At 69.8% G+C, this 17474-nt stretch carries 14 protein-coding genes; 2 read left to right on the forward strand and 12 right to left on the reverse strand.

Annotated features, from left to right (window positions below; genetic code table 11):
- Window positions 1-3: 3 nt before the first annotated feature.
- Window positions 4-1626 (reverse strand): alpha/beta hydrolase, encoded by a 1623-nt coding sequence (locus ABZ444_RS12090; RefSeq protein WP_357994971.1) that lies wholly within the window; start codon window positions 1624-1626, stop codon window positions 4-6.
- Window positions 1627-1827: 201 nt separating this feature from the next.
- Here ABZ444_RS12090 and ABZ444_RS12095 point away from each other — a divergent pair, with 201 nt between their 5' ends.
- The gene (locus tag ABZ444_RS12095) at window positions 1828-3660 is read left to right on the forward strand and encodes a glycoside hydrolase family 15 protein (RefSeq protein WP_357994972.1); all 1833 of its coding nucleotides are present in this window, start codon (window positions 1828-1830) and stop codon (window positions 3658-3660) included.
- A gap of 20 nt (window positions 3661-3680) precedes the next feature.
- Here the strand turns inward: ABZ444_RS12095 and ABZ444_RS12100 are convergent, their stop codons facing one another.
- The 3 genes from ABZ444_RS12100 to ABZ444_RS12110 all read right to left on the reverse strand — a co-directional run bounded on the left by ABZ444_RS12100 (window position 3681) and on the right by ABZ444_RS12110 (window position 6496).
- A complete protein-coding gene (locus tag ABZ444_RS12100) occupies window positions 3681-5066 on the reverse strand; it encodes an MFS transporter (RefSeq protein ID WP_357994973.1) in 1386 nt (461 codons plus the stop codon).
- A gap of 237 nt (window positions 5067-5303) precedes the next feature.
- Window positions 5304-5813 carry a hypothetical protein gene (locus ABZ444_RS12105; protein ID WP_357994974.1) on the reverse strand — a complete coding sequence of 170 codons (510 nt, stop codon included), beginning with the start codon at window positions 5811-5813 and terminating at the stop codon, window positions 5304-5306.
- 188 nt (window positions 5814-6001) lie between these two features.
- Window positions 6002-6496, reverse strand: a complete 495-nt coding sequence (locus ABZ444_RS12110; protein ID WP_357994975.1) for a DUF1269 domain-containing protein — start codon at window positions 6494-6496, stop codon at window positions 6002-6004.
- Window positions 6497-6935: 439 nt separating this feature from the next.
- On the opposite strand from ABZ444_RS12110, the gene ABZ444_RS12115 reads away from it, so the two are divergent.
- Window positions 6936-7220, forward strand: a complete 285-nt coding sequence (locus tag ABZ444_RS12115) for a hypothetical protein (RefSeq protein ID WP_357994976.1) — start codon at window positions 6936-6938, stop codon at window positions 7218-7220.
- A gap of 99 nt (window positions 7221-7319) precedes the next feature.
- Here ABZ444_RS12115 and ABZ444_RS12120 read toward each other — a convergent pair whose 3' ends face one another.
- From ABZ444_RS12120 to ABZ444_RS12155, 8 genes are all read right to left on the reverse strand, one after another.
- Window positions 7320-8492 (reverse strand): AI-2E family transporter, encoded by a 1173-nt coding sequence (locus ABZ444_RS12120; RefSeq protein ID WP_357994977.1) that lies wholly within the window; start codon window positions 8490-8492, stop codon window positions 7320-7322.
- Window positions 8493-9694: 1202 nt separating this feature from the next.
- Complete coding sequence (ricT, locus tag ABZ444_RS12125; protein WP_357995250.1) at window positions 9695-10558, reverse strand: regulatory iron-sulfur-containing complex subunit RicT; 864 nt, start codon at window positions 10556-10558, stop codon at window positions 9695-9697.
- Between the two features lie 114 nt (window positions 10559-10672).
- On the reverse strand, window positions 10673-11707 hold the full coding sequence (locus tag ABZ444_RS12130) for a permease-like cell division protein FtsX (protein WP_357994978.1): 1035 nt from the start codon (window positions 11705-11707) through the stop codon (window positions 10673-10675).
- Complete coding sequence (locus ABZ444_RS12135; protein WP_357994979.1) at window positions 11704-12177, reverse strand: SigE family RNA polymerase sigma factor; 474 nt, start codon at window positions 12175-12177, stop codon at window positions 11704-11706. The genes ABZ444_RS12130 and ABZ444_RS12135 overlap by 4 nt, the downstream gene beginning before the upstream one ends.
- Before the next feature lie 420 nt (window positions 12178-12597).
- Complete coding sequence (locus ABZ444_RS12140; RefSeq protein ID WP_357973568.1) at window positions 12598-13776, reverse strand: DNA polymerase III subunit delta'; 1179 nt, start codon at window positions 13774-13776, stop codon at window positions 12598-12600.
- Between the two features lie 9 nt (window positions 13777-13785).
- The gene (tmk, locus tag ABZ444_RS12145) at window positions 13786-15822 is read right to left on the reverse strand and encodes a dTMP kinase (protein ID WP_357994980.1); all 2037 of its coding nucleotides are present in this window, start codon (window positions 15820-15822) and stop codon (window positions 13786-13788) included.
- Window positions 15823-15963: 141 nt separating this feature from the next.
- The gene (locus ABZ444_RS12150) at window positions 15964-16536 is read right to left on the reverse strand and encodes a helix-turn-helix transcriptional regulator (RefSeq protein WP_357994981.1); all 573 of its coding nucleotides are present in this window, start codon (window positions 16534-16536) and stop codon (window positions 15964-15966) included.
- Between the two features lie 72 nt (window positions 16537-16608).
- Window positions 16609-17474: metallophosphoesterase (locus ABZ444_RS12155; RefSeq protein WP_357994982.1), on the reverse strand; the 866-nt coding region annotated here is incomplete at its 5' end.

Below are 17474 nucleotides of genomic sequence, written 5' to 3' on the forward strand. Positions count from 1 at the left end.
CGATCACCGGATGCCCGGACAGATCGCGCCATCCTTCGGCGGCACCCCCTCCACGAGATACCGGTCCACGGCGTCGTCCACACACGGGGAGCCGTTCCCGTACGCGGTGTGCCCGTCGCCGTCGTAGCTCAGCAGCACGCCGGACCGCAGCTCCCCCGCCAGCGCCCGGGCCCACCCGTACGGCGTCGCCGGGTCCCGTTTCGTGCCGACGACCAGGATCGGCGGAGCCCCGGCGGCGGTCAGGCGATGCGGCGAGAAGGTGGGCCGGGCCGGCCAGAACGCACACGGCAGGGACGACCACACGATGTACGGCCCGAACCGGGGCGCCTTCCTGGACGCCTCCGCCGCATCCTCCGCGAAGGCCGCAGCCGTCGCCGGATACGGACCGTCGACGCAGTTCACCGCAAGACTGGCCGCCAGCTGGTTGGAGTACGTGCCGTCGTCCTGCCTGCCCGCGAGCTGGTCGGCGTTGCGCAGCAGGAGTGAGCCGTCGCCGTTCAGCGCCCGGCGTAGCGCCTCGGTGAGTTCCGGCCAGGAGGCACGGTCGTAGAGCGGCGTCAGCGCTCCGAGGGTGGCCAGCGCCTCGGTGACCCGCCGGCCGCCGCCTTCCAGGGGCCGGGCGTCCGCACGGTGGATCAGGGCCCCGACCTCGTCCATCGCCTCCTCGGCAATCCGGCCGGCGAACGGGCAGTCGCGGCCGCCCAGGCAGTCCTCGACGTACGCGCGCAACGCCTCCTCGAACCCCACGGCCTGCTCGGTGTTCACCAGCACCCGCGAGTCGGCCGGGTCGAGGGCGCCGTCCAGCGCGAGCGCACGCACCTTGCCGGGAAACAGGTCGGCATAGACGGCCCCGAGAAAGGTGCCGTACGACTTGCCGAGATAGGTCAGCTTCTGGTCGCCCAGGGCCTGGCGCAGCAGGTCCAGGTCGCGGGCCACGTCCACGGTGCCCAGGTGGGGCAGGAGCCGGCCGGAGCGCTTCTGGCAGCCGGCCGCGAACCGCCGCGCCGCGGCCTCCAGCGCACCCCGTTCCTCAAGGGTGTCGGGGGTGGTGTCCATGGCGACGAACGCGTCGAGCCCTTCGTCGTCGAGGCAGTCGACCGGCGCCGACCGGCCCACCCCGCGGGGATCGAACCCGACGATGTCGAACCGCTCCCGCACCTTCTCGCCCACGACCAGCCGGGCGGCCCTGGCGTACTCGACCCCGGACGCCCCCGGCCCACCCGGGTTCACCACCAGCGAGCCGATCCGGTCGCCCGTCGCGGGCAGCCGGACGACCGCCAGCTCAAGCCGCTCACCGTCGGGCCTGCCGTGGTCGAGCGGCACCCGCAACGTCCCGCACTGGAACCCGTCCCCACAGTCGGACCAGCCGAGCGCCCGCACCACCCGCTCCTCCGGACGGCCACACCCACCGGCGAGAAGCACCACCGGCACCATGACCCCGGCGACGACGCGACGCAGCCACCGTGTCCACCGGCCCCCGCCGCGTCTCCGGCGGCTCCACGCTCGCCCGCTCGCCACCGACCCGTCGGTGGCGCCCGTGGGCACGTACGCCCGCATCTCCGCGGACCCGTACCGCGACGAACCCGGCACGGTCAGCGGGGTTCCCCACGAGCGATGGTTGCGCACCGCACCAGCCAACCACCTCCGGCGCGGACACACCCTTGGATGCCATCCGGCGTTGGCGGGACACCCGGCGTCACCCCAGGTGACTTCCTGCGATACCAGGAGTTAGCCTGAAAAGGCTGCTCCGTTCCCCCGGTGACGGTCGCTCAGTCGACCCGCCCGGAGGCAGTCGTCCGGTATGTCCGGCGAACAACGGAGGCATCGATGAACGGCTACCCGCACATCGCGGACCACGGCATGATCGGAGACCTGCAGACCGCCGCGCTCGTCTCCAGCGACGGCACCATCGACTGGTGGTGCACGCCCCGGTTCGACTCGCCGAGCCTTTTCGCGTCCATCCTCGACAGCGGGCGCGGGGGCCACTGCCGGCTGGCCGCCGACATGGAGGGCAGCGACGAGGCGACCGTACGGCAGCTCTACCTGCCGGACACCGCCATCCTCGTCACCCGTTTCATGGCTCCCGGCGGCGTCGGCGAGGTCGCCGACTTCATGGAACCGAACACCTCCACCACCCCTTCCGGCCGGCACCGCCTGGTGCGGCTCGCCCGGGTGGTCCGCGGGAGCCTGCCCTTCGTCTTCGCCTGCCGTCCCCGCTTCGACTACGGGCGAGCACCGCACAGTCTCGCCCTCGGCGACGCCGGATCGGCGGTCTTCCAGGGCCCCGGCACGAGCCTCCACCTGCAGGCCGTCGGCCCTGTCACCCTGCGCCCCGACGACGAGGACGTCGTCGCGGACTTCACCCTCCAGGCCGGCCAGATAGCCGCCATCGTCCTGACCAGCTGCAGCGGCGACGACCAGGCCGTGCCGCCCGTCACCGCCGACGGGATACGCCACAGCTTCGAGACCTGCCGCGACTTCTGGCACGATTGGCTGCGCGCGTCCCGGTACCGGGGTCGCTGGCGTGACATGGTGAACCGTTCGGCGATCACTCTCAAGCTGCTCACGTACGCGCCCACCGGCGCCCCGATCGCCGCGGCCACGATGGGGCTGCCGGAGCAGATCGGCGGCGAGCGCAACTGGGACTACCGCTACACCTGGGTCCGCGACGCCTCGCTGTCCGTCCGGGCCCTGATCGACCTCGGCTTCGTCGAGGAGGCCCAGGCTTTCCGTACGTGGCTGCGCGAACGGCTCGCCGCCGGCCGCGCCTCCGGTGAACCGCTGCAGATCATGTACCGGATCGACGGGGATCCCCATCTGACCGAGGAAGTACTCGACCATCTGGAGGGATACCGGCAGTCCCGACCGGTACGGGCCGGAAACGCCGCCTCCGACCAGCTCCAGCTCGACATCTACGGCGAAGCCGCCGACGCCCTGGCCCAGGCCCAGGAGATCGGCGGCATCCGTGGCTGGCGATCCTTCGCCGAACTGCTCGACTGGCTGGCCGACACCTGGGACCGTCCGGACGAAGGCATCTGGGAGACCCGCGGCGGACGTCAGGAGTTCACCTACAGCCGGCTGATGACCTGGGTCGCCTTCGATCGGGGCATCCGGATGGCCACCACCTACTCGCGTCCCGCTGACCTCGTCCGCTGGATGAGTGTGCGGGACGCCGTCTTCAACCAGATCGTCGACCGCGGCTGGAACCCTGATCGGCGGGCCTTCGTCCAGCACTACGGCACCGACGTGCTGGACGCCTCGCTGCTGCTCATGCCCCGGGTCGGGTTCATCTCCCCCCGCGACCCGGCCTGGCTGAGCACCCTGGACGCCATCGACGAGGAGCTGGTCAGCGACAGCCTCGTCTACCGTTACGACCCCGCCGCGTCCCCCGACGGCCTGCGCGGATCGGAGGGAACGTTCAACCTGTGCAGCTTCCTCTACGTCGAGGCCCTGGCCCGCGCCGGACGGCTGCAGCAGGCCCGTTACGCCTTCGACAAGATGCTCACCTACGCCAACCACGTCGGCCTGTTCGCCGAGGAGATCGGCCCGTCAGGCGCGCAGCTCGGCAATTTCCCGCAGGCGTTCACCCATCTGGCGCTCATCGCCGCGGCCATCGCCCTCGACGAGCAACTCGACCGCGCCGAACCGGACGGACGGTAGACCGCGCCCGGCGTCTCGGGTCATCGGGGGTCGGCGGGGAGCCGGATCGCGGCGCCCAGCCCCACCAGGGCGAAGATCGCAAGAGCGATCATGGCGAGGGCATAGGACCGGTTCCCCTCGGCCAACCCGGAGATGAGGATCGTGCCCGCGATCGCCGTGCCGAACGACGAGCCGAGATTGGACACGCTGCGCGACAACCCGGAGATCTCGCCCTGCTGCTCCTCGGAAAAGCTGGACTGCACGACGTTGACCGACGGCGTGAGCATCACGCCCACGCCGAGCCCGATCAGCAACAGCCCCGGCACGAAGGCGACGACCCGCGAGGACGCTCCGACCAGGGCGAGCAGGACGGCTATCCCGGTCACGGTCATGGCGAAACCCGCCGAGATCAGGTTCTTCTGGGAGTGCTTCCTGGTGAGCCGCTCCGCCGCCAGGGACGTCACCAGAACGCCCGCGGTCGCCGCGGTGAAGACGACACCCGTCTGGATGGCGTTGTACCCGCGGACCTTCTGCAGGAAGACCGCGACCACGAAGGACGTCCCCATGAGGACCAGCCACTGCATGTTCTGGGTGACGAGGCCGAGATTGGACGTACGGTTCCGGAAGAGACGCGTCGTGAGCAACGGCTCCTTCCCGGCGCGTTCCCGGGCGCGGATGTGCAGGAAGAACCAGATCAGGAAGCCCGCTCCGACGACGAGGAACGCCGTCATCAGCACGGCGTTCCTGCCGGCCTGGAGAATTCCGAACACCACGAAGAACATGCCGACGGCCGACAGGACCGCGCCGATGGCATCGAAGGGCCGGGTCGGATCCGGCGGCACCGGGTCGGCGATCCGGCGGCTGAGAAAGACGATCACCGCGACCACCACCGCCTGGAAGACGAACGCGGCACGCCAGGTGATCGCCGTCGCGATGAAACCGCCGATCAGCGGGCCCGCGGCCGCACCGACACCCCCCAGCCCGCTGATCAGGCCGAAGGCCCGGGCACGCGACCGCAGATCGTCGAAGGCCATCGTCGCGAGGATGTAGACGGGCGGGATCAGCAACGCGGTCCCCACCCCTTCGAGGACCGAGTTGCCGAGGATCAGCACCGCGAGGCTGGGCGAGAACGCGCTGGTCAGGGCACCGATCCCGTACAGGATGAGCCCTGCGAGGAAGCATTTCTTGCGACCCCAGCGATCAGTCAGCTTGCTGCACGGGATCATGAGCACCGCCATGATCAACAGGAACAGCGTGATCGTGCTCTGCACGCCCTGCACCGTGGTGTTCAGGTCCCGGCCGATGTCGTTGATCATCACGTTCATGTTCGAGCCGGCGAAGCTGCAGATGAACTGGGCGAGGGCCAGCGGGGCCAGCGGGCTCTTCGAGAAGTCGGCCGAGCTCCCGGGGGCCGCGGGTCCGGTCATGGTCCACCCCGCCGTCGCGCTCGCGGGGCTCGATCGATGGCGACGGGGTCGGCGCCTTCGCCGTACGAACCGGCGCCGCCCCTCTCAAGGGCGGGATCGCCGCGGCACATCATCCACCTGCACATGACCACCTCGATGTGAATCCGGCACGATTGCTCACCCTTCGCAGCCAGGCCGCCCCCACGTATTCAGCCAGGCCGCCCCCACGAGCGAGCGGCCGCCTCGGCGGGCATCCCGTCAATGGTGGAACGCGGCCTTCAGCACCACGATCACCAGCCCGAGCAGCAGATTGATCACGCTCGTGACCAGGACCATACGAGACGAGGCACCGATCCCCACGGCCGCCGCAGCCGCCCAGCCGACCTGCCCGGCCACCGCGACCCCTATCGCCAGCCAGGCGGTGCCCTGCGGTTCGAGGCCCAGCAGCGGCCCGACGGCCACGGCGACGGCCGGCGGAACGGCCGCCGTGACGATCGGCCACTCCTCGGCGCAGGCCTGGCGGATATCGGCCACGTTCATGCTCTGGAAGACCGTACGGGCGCCGAACAGGCGGGCGTGGACATGAGCGGCCCAGAACACCGTGCTGGTCCCCAGCAGCAAGATGATCATCTCCAGACGCGGGAACCTGCCGAGCGACGCGGCACCGGCCACCACCGAGGCGGCGAGCAGTGATCCGTAGACCGCACCGGTGTAGTCCCTGTGGGCGCCATCGGCCGGCGACCGATGACCGTCGGCCGGATCGGGCACCTTCCCCATGACGACCTCTCTTGGTGGTGACCGGACCATCCCTGGACAAAGGCTGCTCACCCCTCACACCCGCAACAAAGCGGGTGCGCCGTGCTCACGCGGCGGGAGTGGGCGCATGGTCGCCATGCCGTCCGCGAGGCGCAGCCGTGCGCGCCGCAGATCTGTGGCGATGGCGTGCGGCGTTCCGTTCACCGGGCGCCGATCCCCTCCATCATCTCGCGCAGCTGTGCCTCCTCCTCACGGTTGAGCGAGGTCTGGATGACATGCCCGCCGTACGACTGGATCTCCGGGATGACCTTGTCCGGCGTACTCTGCACGACCAGGACGAACAGCGCGGCGGTGCCGGGTTCGAGCTTGCCGGCTAGTTCCCTCATGAACTCGTCGTTGACGCCCGTGTCGGTCACCGCTGCGGCAGCCGCTCCGGTGGCGGCGCCCATCGCCATGCCGAACAGCGGCACGAAGAACAACATCCCGATCAGGCCACCCCACAGAGCTCCACCGGCCGCCCCCATACCCGTCGTACCGCTGGTCTGGTGGAGCTTGATCGTCCCGTCGGCCCGGCGTTCGACGATGGCCACGTCCTCCATCGTGATCAGGTTCTGCCGTTGCAGGTCGGCAAGGCGGTCACGGACGGCGATGGCGGTGGGAAGGTCCGGATAGGAGATCGCGATGAGGTTGCTCATTGGGCTTCTTCCTCCTGATCGTTTGCATCGACGAGCAGATGCGGACGGCCCGGAAACAGTGGAGCCGCCGCCGGGAGCAGGTCTGTGACCGGCTTTCCGGGCAGCTAGGCCCACATGACCTGGGACTCCCCACGGAAGACCCGCAACGGCCGCATCACGGCACATATGACGACATCGCCCTGCCGGGCCGCCGTCCATCTTCTGATCCCCTCTTCCCGATCGGGCGGCCACCGCGAGAAGGCAAAAGATTTCCCTGGGGCAGATCCGTGCATTTCTCGGCACCAGACCTCAGCGCGCCGGGAAAACACCCGGCAGGCAAATCGAAGCAGGGACTTTCCATGCACAACGTCGAGGATGAGCAGCCCCGGCTGCGGGGACCATCCATTTCGCCTACCTTCCGGCGAGGCGTGATGGAGGGACGTGGGCTGCCATGGGATGTTTGTTCGCGGTCTTTGCGGGCCTCTTTCCGCGACTTGCCGTCTTCATCATCTGGGTGGCGCGGCCCGCTCTGGTCAGCGCCGCTTTCGACACGTGGATCTGGCCTCTCCTCGGCCTGATCTTCCTGCCGTTCACCACGCTGATGTACGTGATCCTGTACGTCCCCGGCGTCGGGCTCAGAGGCGCGGACTGGTTCTGGATCGCCGTATCGGTCGCGCTGGACCTCTTCCACTGGGTCGGCACCGCGACCCAACGTCGCCAGATCCCCGGCTATCCCCGCGGCTGACCGGCCACCGCCCGTACCGTCGCACGTGACACCGGCCGGACGGCCCCGATCGGCCTCCGCTCGACACCGCTGCCAGAACGATCGTCCGCGTGGTCCACGTCACTTCGGCGGCGGCGAGCCTGGGCCGCCCTTCGAAGACGCTCCTCCGCCTCCGCCCTTCGGCGGCGCCGATTCGGCGGCCATGGCCTCGCGCAGCTCCTGACGGGTGGCGAACGTGTCGATCAGCGACAGCAGCATGGCCACGATGGGGATGGCCAGCAGCGCGCCCATCGCACCGAACAGCGACGCCCCCGCGATCACGGCGGCGAAGGACACCCCGGGATGGATGTCCACCGCCCGCGAGCTGATCTTCGGCTCCAGCGTCAGGTTCTCCACCTGCTGGTACACGATGCCCCAGGCCAGCGCCGCCAGACCGACCCAGGGACGTGACGAGACCAGTCCCACCACCACCGGCAGGGCAATGGAGATGTAGGTGCCGATGGTGGGCACGAGCTGGGCGACCAGCCCCGTCCATGCTCCGAGCGCCAGCCAGGAGGGCATGTCCAGCAGCCGGAACACCAGGGCCGACGCCGTGCCGTTGATCGCGGCCAGGATGAGCCGGGAGGAGACGTATCCACCGGTCTTGATCGTGGAGACGTCCCAGACGCTGATGAAGACCTGCTGGAGCCGTCCGGGCAGCAACTGCGCGAGCCACCGGCGCAGCCTGGGCCCGTCGGCCGAGAAGTAGAACGTCAGCAGTGCCAGGGTGAACAGGTTGAACAGCGTTCCGGTCACCGTGCCCAGCAGACCCAGCACCCCGCCGAGCGCGCCCTGCGCGTACTCGGCCGCCTGCTGCGGGGTGAGTTTGATGGACTTGAGAATGTCGGAGATCTCATAACGGGTGCCGAGACGGGCGTTGACCCACTCGACGACGCCGGCGATCACTTCGGGCAGAGCCTTCAGCAGCACCGCGACCTGCTGCACGAACATGCTGCCGAACAGGATCATGAAGATCACGAAAGCCAGGATGAACAGCGTCATCACCAGCAACGTCGCTCTGCCCCGGCGCATGTGCCGCGACATGCGCCGCACGGCGGGCTCCATGGCCAGAGAGAGGAACCACGCCATCACCAGCATGGCGATCAGCGCACCCGCGTCCGTGATCACGAACCGGACGAAGAACGCCACCGCGACGACGGCCGCCATGGCAAGCCCGGCACGCCAGACGTTGGCAGGTGAAAGCATCACCTGCACTGCGGGCCCGCCGTCGCTCGACTGCACCGGCTTCTTCATGACTCTCCAGAGATCTAGATCCCACCTCCGATGACCACGGTGAACGACGAGACCGCAGAGGACGACGAGTCCGACCCTCAATCCGGGCGCACGGACCTCAGCCCTCCGCGCGTTCGTCGCATGAAGCCTGCGGCCCGAACTGCGTCATACCTGGAAGTGACGCACCCAACGTACGACGACCAGCCGCTCCAGCCCTGCATCTACCACCCGACCGGCTTGTCCACCACCTCGCCCCCCTTGCAACGGCGAACCACACCAAACCCCCAGCCCACACCACCCCACAACAGCCCCACCCGAGAACACACCTTCCGACACCCACCCGCATCAGCCGGCCGGATGCACCAACTAGCTGCAGTTCCACCGGCGGGCCAGCCTCGAACAGCCCAGCGACGCGCCAGCTGACAACAGCCCCGCCTGAGCCGCCTCCCGCACTCCCTGCACAAAGCACCAGCCCACGGACCCCGCCAACGAGCACGACCCCCCGGCACCCACCTGAGGCATCGCCCCCCAGCCCGGCCAGAGGCACCAATTCGCTGCAGCCCTACCGGTGGGCCAGCCCCGAACAGCCCAGCGACGCGCCAGCTGACAACAGTCCCGTTCGAGCGGCCTCCCGCAGCCCTCGCGCAAGCCGCTGGCCCACGGACCCCGCCCACGAGCACGACCCTCCGACACCCCATCCGAGGCACCAACTCGCTGCAGCCCCATCGAGGCGTCAGCCCACAACACTCCCGACCTGAGCAGCCCGCCGCAGGCCCCCGCCCGAAGCACCAGCCACGAAGCCCACGCGAAACGCCACCCCTCCGACACGCACCCGAGACACCGACCCGCAGTAAACCCGGCCAGCGGCGCCAGCCTCGAACAACCAGCGAGGCATCAGCCCACAGCAGCCCGTCCGAAGCGCCGCCTTCCGGGGCCTATCTGAGGCGTCAGCTTCCGGGTCCGCCTGGGATGCGGGAGCCAGCCATCCGCCCAGCCTTCGCCCCTGCCTTGCCCCGACCCGTTCCGGCCCGGCCCGGCCCGGCCCGGCCCGGCCCGGCCCGCCACAGTGAGCCTCATCAATGCGCCCGGGGGCCGCACGAGGGCTCGAACGGAGCACCACAGCCATGCCTCTCGCGCTGTAGCCCCCACACAGCCACCCGTGCCTTCGGGAAGGCAGTCAGCCTGTTACCGGCCGCCCATGAGCACCAGAGCGGGATGAGTGTCTAGACGTCCTCGCCACCGGAAGGCTTGTGGTCGAGCGATTCCTCCCGGCTGCCATACATCGTGTCGTGCTGGATACGTGGCGAACACACCGACGCGGAAGGGCATGCACAACGCCTTCCACCGTCGTCCAGGCGCACCGTCACCGTGTCGGCGGGGACGTTGTGCCCGGTCACGACCCCATCGCCCTGAGGCGTGCTCACCCGGCTTCCCGCGCGAGGCATTCTGTTCCGGCTCTCGACGTACAAGGGGTGCTCGTACTTCAGGCAGCACATGAGCCGCCCACAAGCCCCCGCGATGCGCAACGGGTTGACCGGCAGGTCCTGGTCTTTGGCCATGCGCACGGACACGGGCTCGAAATCCTTCAGGAACGTGGCGCAGCACAGGTCACGGCCGCAGGGACCGATGCCGCCCTGCAGCCGCGCCTCGTCCCTGGGGCCGATCTGCCGCAGCTCGACCCTGGCCCGCAGGTTACGGGCCAGGTCGCGGACCAGGGCCCGGAAGTCGACCCGGTGAGGGGCCGAGAAGTAGACGGTGTAGACGTTGTCCTGGTCGAGATAGTCGATGCCGACGACCTTCATCGGCAGCGTGTGTCGTCTGATCAGCTTCTTGGACACGCTGCGGGCCTCGGCCCTGCGGCGTTTGTTGGACTCGTCACGCGAGAGGTGTTCCTCGCCCGCCGGCCCCTCGCACACGGGCAGACCGTCGATGTCCTCGCTCGTGTACTGCGGCGCCCACACACACTCCGCCACCTCGGGGCCCGAGTCGGTCGGCACCAGCACCTTGTCGCCGACCTTGAAGGTGTGCCCGCCCGGATCGAGGTAGTAGAGCCTGCCGTAGCGTGTGAAGCTCACGGCCATGATCATTCCCATGGGCTCGAGCTCGCCTCCCTGACGGCCTCGGGGGTTGTTACGGCCTTCCGTTGCCACACTACGTGTGTCCGCCCGGTGAACGTGAGGGGCACCGAGCCCGATCTTGGATCAGCCACTCTCCCGGCACCACTTGTCCTTCGGCAGGCTGACCCGGTAGCGGCTCAGGGCCAGGTTCTCGATCGGGCAACGCCGTACGGCGACGGATGCGACGCCCCGTTGTTGTCTCAAGGTCTTGACCAGCTCACTCCAGTCGTCGAGCTCCGACCTCATGCTCAAACGGTACGACTCCGGCATGTCTTCGACCCTGGTCGCGGCGACCAGGGTCTTGTTGCCGCCAAAGGCGCGCTTGAAGTCCGCGTACGCCGACGTCTGGTTCTCGAAGAAGAAGGACTTCACCTGCTTGGACGCCTTCAGCAGCGCGACGACCCTGTCCTTCTGTCTCGCCGTGATCCTCTTCCCCTCCTTGATGACCTGCTCGCCGTCCGATGCGCGTTCGGCACCGCATGTGGGCTGCGCCGAGCCGTCGTCGCAGAGGAGGACAGTGATCTGAGTTTCGGATGGCCGGACAGCAGTGGGCACCAGGTCGATGTCCTCGATCCCGGGGAGCCGGGCGAGCGCCTGCTTCGCCTTCATCGGATTCGTGCCGGGCTCAAGTCGCAGCCGGAACGATGCACGCAGGTCGTCGGCTGTCACCGCGTCGAGCACCTGCTGATTGTGCGCGAATTCCTGTCGGAAAGCGGCGAAGACCGCCTCTCGGTCCAGGAACGTAACCGAGACGACGCCGGGCACCTCCTTTGCCGCCGCCTCGATCGACTTTGCCTGCTCAAGCGTGACGTCCTGCCCCTTGCAGGACGGCACCTTCCCACTGGCCGACCTCGAACAGAGATAGATCGTCAACTCTGAAGCGGCCTGCCCATCGGTGGGGGCGGCCAGCGTCACCACGTGCTCGTCTCCCCGAACCCCCAGCCAGACGGCGGTCGTCGCCCCCGCGAGCACCACCGCCACGGCCGCGCTCACCAGCCGGAGATCCACCCGGCTCCGGCGCCGCTCGGGCGTGCGCAGCGGCTTGAGCGCGCCGGTGTCCACGGTCGCACCGGCCTCGACGAGCGCGGCACGAAGTCTGTCCTCCATCGGGCTGTTCATGATTCCTCTCCAAGCGCCCGGCCGAGGGCGGCGAGCCCTCGCGCGATCGTGGACCTGGCCGTGCTCGCGTTGACGCCCATGGTCGCGGCGACCTCCTGGTCGGACAGGTCGAAGTAGTAGCGCAGGGTCAGCGCCTCACGCTGCCTGCGCGGCAGCTCGCGCAGGGCGAGCAGCACCTCGCGCCGCTCCTCGCCCAGCAGCGCGGCGCTCTCCGCCGACCAGACCGGCGGCTCGTAGGGCACCGCCCGCCGGAACACCGTCGCCCGTCTGCGCAGGACGGACCGGCACCCGTTGAGCACGGCGGAACGCACGTAGGCCAGCGCCTTGTCGGCATCGCGCAGGCGGGCCCGGCCGGCGTGCGTACGTGCGAACGCCTCCTGTACGACGTCTTCGGCGGTGGCCTGATCGCCGACCATGATCAGGGCGAGCCGCACGAGGCCCACATGATGCTCGGCGAAGATCGATGCCACATCGACCCGTTGCCGCGCCAGGGCCTGTTGTTGGGAGAGCAGTTCGACTTCCACGCTACAGAGACGCTTCGCGGGCTCACTTGCTGCTCCGGTCACCCAGCTATCTTTTCGCTCTCCTGAAAAGCGAGAAGGCGGAAGCCGCACACCGTCCGCACAGCGTCTCCCACCAGGTCACCCCTCGGACGGCGCCGAACCCCGCACACCGCCACCAGCACAACGACGGCACCACCGGCCCCGCATCGAGCCACCCAGCAGGCGGAGCACCGGCAACCTCGCTCAGGTCGGCTCAACAAGTGCCTAATCGCCGGGCTCGACGCCACCCCTACCGCAGGCCGCCGCAGCCAGGCCCCTGCGGCAAGCCACCCCAGGCGAAGCCCCGAGCAGCCCGAGCAGCCACCACAGGCTGTGGCCGGGGTCGGCTCAGGCCGCCCCGCGCAGCGACAACATCATCGCCTCCACCGCCATCTGCGGATTGACGTTGGCCCCCAGCCGCTCCCGGCACCGCATGATCGCGTCGATCCGCCGCAGCGTCTCCTCCGGCGTGGACGACCTGGCGAGCTGGTCGAGATCGAACCGGATGTCGTCGTTGGCCAGCTCCACCCCCGCCCCGAACTGCATGGCCAGCACGTCGCGGTAGAACGACACCAGCTCCAGCAGCGCGGCGTCGAGCGAATCCCGTTTGATGCGGGTGGCCCGGGACTTCTGCCGGTCCTCCAGCTCCTTGAGCGCGCCCGCCCCGCCGCGCACCAGCCCCCGGTTGAGCCCCTTGCCCGTGGACCCCTCGCCGTAGAGCTTGCGCAGCTCGGCCGTCTCGTTCTCGTTGAGCGCGGCCGTGGCCGCCGCGGCCTCTTCCTCGGCCGTCTTGACCAGGCGTTCGGCGGCGGACACGCACTCGCCCACCCCGGTCAGCGAGCGCGGGATGCCGAGCACGGCCTCCCGCCGGTGACGGGCGCCCTCGTCGAGGGCCAGTGACCGCGCCCTGCTGATGTGCCCCTGCGCGGCCCGCGCGGCGAAGGCGGCGGTCTCCCACGGCACGCTGTCGCGCGTGGCCAGCACGTGCGCGACGGCCTCGGTGGACGGCGTGGTCAGCGTGACCTGGCGGCAGCGCGACCTGATGGTGATCATGAGGTCGTCGGGAGCCGGCGCGCACAGCAGCCAGACCGTGCGCGGCGGCGGCTCCTCGATGGCCTTGAGCAGGGCGTTGGCCGCCGACTCCGTGGCGCGGTCGGCGTCTTCGAACAGGATGACCCGCCAGCGGCCCTGGGTGGGGGCGCCCGCGGCCCGCAGGATGAGCTCGCGGGTCTGCTTGACGCTGTAGGACAGCCCCTCAGGACGTACGGACTCCAGGTCGGGGTGGGAGCCGATCAGCACCTGGTGGCACTGGTCGCAGTGGCCGCAACCGGCGTCGGGGCACAGCAGCGCGGCGGCGAAGGCACGCGCGGCCTGCTCCCGGCCCGAGCCAGGCGGGCCGGTGAACAGCCAGGCGTGCGTCATGCCGGCGCCGCGACCGCCCTTGACGGCCTCGCCGGCCGCCGCAGCGGCCCGCGACAGCACGGAGATCGCCTGGTCCTGCCCGACGAGGTCATCGAAAACTGTCACGGCGTAAGGCTAGTCGCGGATGGCGGGCATCGTGCCCGTGGCGTCTTCCGACTCCCGGGGCACCGGGTCGGGCAGGATCTCGCGGATGCGGTCCTGGATCTGGCGGGTCAGCACCTCGGGCGGCATCGTGCCGTCGACCACGAGGTAGCGGCCGGGATCGGCGGCGGCCAGCGCGCGGAACTCCTTGCGCACCCGCTGGTGGAACTCCAAGGGCTCGGACTCGATGCGGTCGGCCGCCCCGCCCAGCCGGGTCAGCCCCACTTCGGGCGGCGTGTCGATGAGCACGGTCAGATGCGGCACGAGGCCGCCCGTCGCCCAAGCGTTGATCTTGGACACGTCCTCGGGATCGAGCGCCCGGCCGGCGCCCTGGTAGGCCAGTGACGAGTCGACGTAGCGGTCGCTGATCACCAGCGAGCCCCGATAAAGCGCCGGGCGGATCACCTTCTCGACGTGCTCGGCCCGGTCGGCCGCGTAGAGCAGGGCCTCCGAACGGGCCGACAGACCTCGCTCGGCCGCGTCGAGCAGGATGGCCCGCAACCGCATGCCGATCTTGGTTGAGCCGGGCTCCCGTGTCTGGACCACGTCGTAGCCCTGGTCGCGCAGCCAGATGGCGATCAGCCGCGACTGGGTCGTCTTGCCCGAGCCCTCGCCGCCCTCGAACGCCATGAACAGCCCAGGCACGTGCTCGGCCGGCTCGGCGGGATAACGCTCGCCGCGCACCGCCGCGATCAGGTCGGCCGACAGCGAGACGCCCTGCCTGTCGTCCATGTGGCGCAGCGCCAGGATCCCGACGGCCATCGCGAGCCCGCCGCCGATGACCAGCACCAGGTTGGTGCCGTCGAAGCGGTAGGCGATGGTGCCGAGGCCGAGCTGGTGGGCGCCGAAGAGCGCCGCCAGCGGGTTGGCCACCGCCACCACGAGCAGCAGGGTGACCCGCGCCGTGGACTGCAGGAACGAGAACGTGCGCCCGCGCAGCGCGTCTTCGACCTCCAGCCCGATCAGGGTGTAGCCGATGATCCACGCGATGCCCGCGCACGCCCCGAGCAGCACGGTCAGCATGACCACGATCGGCAGGTTGTGGATCAGCGCGATGGCCACGAGCACCACCCCGGCCACGGTGATGGCCAGGCCGAACAGCCGCCGCCGCGACAACCCGTGCAGCAGCCTGAGGCCGACGAACATGCCCAGCGCCATGCCGACGAAGACCGCGCCGAACACGACGCCGTAGGCCGCGTCGCCGCCGCCGAGGGCCACCACGTAGATCTTCGCCACGCCGACCACGGCCCCACCCGCGGCGAACGCGCCGAGCATGCCGATGATCAGGCCGCGCACGAGCCGGTTGCCGCCCACGAATCGCCAGCCCTCGACGACCTGCTTGAGCACCGAGGGCGTCGAGATCGCGCCGTCGCGCTTGGGGATGCCGCGCAACGTGAAGATCAGGAAGGCCGACACCAGGTAGGCCAGGGAGTTGACGATCAGCGCCGGAGCGGTCGGGTCCATGCCGTTCAGCAGCGGCAGGACGCTGCGCCCCATGTCGCCGACCAGGGACAGCGCGGCGAACAGCAGGGCCGCGATCGGCGCGCTGCCGTAGGTGACCAGCAGGTTGAGCCGGTTGGCGGATTCGAGCTGGTCCTTGGGCACCAGGTTGGGCACCGTGGCGTCCTTGGCCGGGACCCAGAACAGGTTGACGCACTCGACCAGGACGGTCGCGACGATCACCCACTGGTAGGTGCCGATGACGGGGATCGACAACACGACCGCGAACCTGGCCAGGTCCGCGGTGAACATGGTCAGCCGCCGGTCGAACCGGTCGGCGAACACCCCGGCCAGCGGCCCGAGCAGCACCGCGGGCAACATCTTGGCGATGAACACGCCGCCCACGGCCAGCGACTGCATGCGGTAGTCGCCCTGGTTGAGGTTTCCGGCGAGGGCGGTCAGGGCCAGGATGTTGAGCCAGTCGCCCAGACTGCACACCGACATGGCCGTCCAGAGCCGGCGGAACGGCGCATGGGCCAGCACATGTGCAGCGCGTCTAGGGGCAGTCATGTTTTCAGCGTATCCAGGTGTCGGCCGGACATGGGAAGTCAGGAGACAACGCGGAATTACCCGCTTGTCCGTGGCTGAGGGTATTACGTTCGCGGGTCGGCGTGCAGGTTACCCGTGTGGAATATGCCACCGAAAACATCGTCAATTCATTACTCCGGCCTCTTGCCTGATCTCCTCCACCAGAGGGAACCAGGCGGCACGGACGGCGGCCGGCAGGGCCAGCTCGCCCCAGAGCTCGACGAGCAGCGCGCCGTCGACGTGGTCGAGCAGGTCGGCGGGGCCGCCCTCGCTCAGCAGCGCCGAGTAGGCCGCCCGGCGCTGGCCGCGGTCGGCCAGGTCGTAGACCCGGCCGCCGAACCGCAGGACGCCCAGCGCCGCCGCCACCGGCAGCCGGCTCAAGCGGCTCGGGACGTGGAAGCTGCGCCCGCCCGCCGACTTCACGGCGAACTCGACCTTGGGCTCAAGGGCCAGCCGGAACCCGGCCGCGTCGAGGATGCGCCCGGCCGTCTCCAGCGTGGGCGACTTCCTGCCGTGCTCGTAGGCCGACAGCGTGGTCCGCGAGGTGCCGCTCCTGCTGGCCAGCGCCTTCTGGTTCATGCTCGCCGCGTGGCGCGCCTGCCTGAACAGCAGCCCGCCGCGCCTGGCCCAGAAGGCGACGTCGGGCGCGAGCGAAGCCGCCTGGCGCAACGCCCCTTCGGCCGGGGAGGACACCATGCTCACCTCCTGCGAGTATCCGGTCGGATACTACGCCAAGATGACACCATGTGGCGACCGCGTCGCGCAAAGTCAGGAGCGCAGCTCAAGCATAGTGATCTCCGGCGGCGCGCCGACCCGTACCGGCGGCCCCCAGAACCCCGCGCCCCTGGTGACGTACACCTGCACGCCGTCGATCGTGGCCAGGCCCGACACGACGGGCTGCTGCAGGCCCACCACCAGGTTGAACGGCGCGATCTGCCCGCCGTGCGTGTGCCCCGACAACTGCAGGTCGACGCCGAAGCCGGCCGCCTGGTCCACCTGTACGGGCTGGTGCGCGAGCAGCACGGTGGACCGCCCAGGCGTCCGTCCGCCGAGCGCCTTGGCGAAGTCGGGCCCGTCGCCCACGGCCTCGCCGTTGAGGTCGTTCACCCCGGCCAGGTCCAGTACGGCGCCCTGGTGGCTGATCTCCACGCGCTCGTTACGCAACGAGCGAACGCCGAGCTGGTCCAGCTCCTCGATCCATTCCTGGGGGCCGTTCTGGGTGTAGTACTCGTGATTACCGGTCACGAAATATGCCCCGTAGCGGGACTCAAGGCTTTTGAGCGGCTTGGCGAGGGCACCCAACTGGGCCACGGACCCGTCCACCAGGTCGCCCACGATGGCCACCACGTCGGGACGGAGGCCGTTGATCATCCTGACGATGCGCTCGGTGTGGCCGACGCCCGTGAGCGGGCCCAGGTGGATGTCGCTCACCACGGCGAAGCGCAGGCCGTTCAGCCTCGGGTCGAGCTTGGGCAGCCGGACCCGCACCGGCTCCAGCACCGGGTCGCCCAGGGCGCTGGTCATGCCGTAACCGACCGTGCCGAGCGCGCCGACCCCGGCCACCGCCGCGGTGGTGCGTCCCAGGAAGAGCCGCCTGCTCATGGTCGGCGCGGTCACGGGCGCAGCGGCGGGCT

It is taken from the genome of Nonomuraea sp. NPDC005730 (assembly GCF_040630865.1).
Taxonomy (GTDB): Bacteria; Actinomycetota; Actinomycetes; order Streptosporangiales; family Streptosporangiaceae; genus Nonomuraea.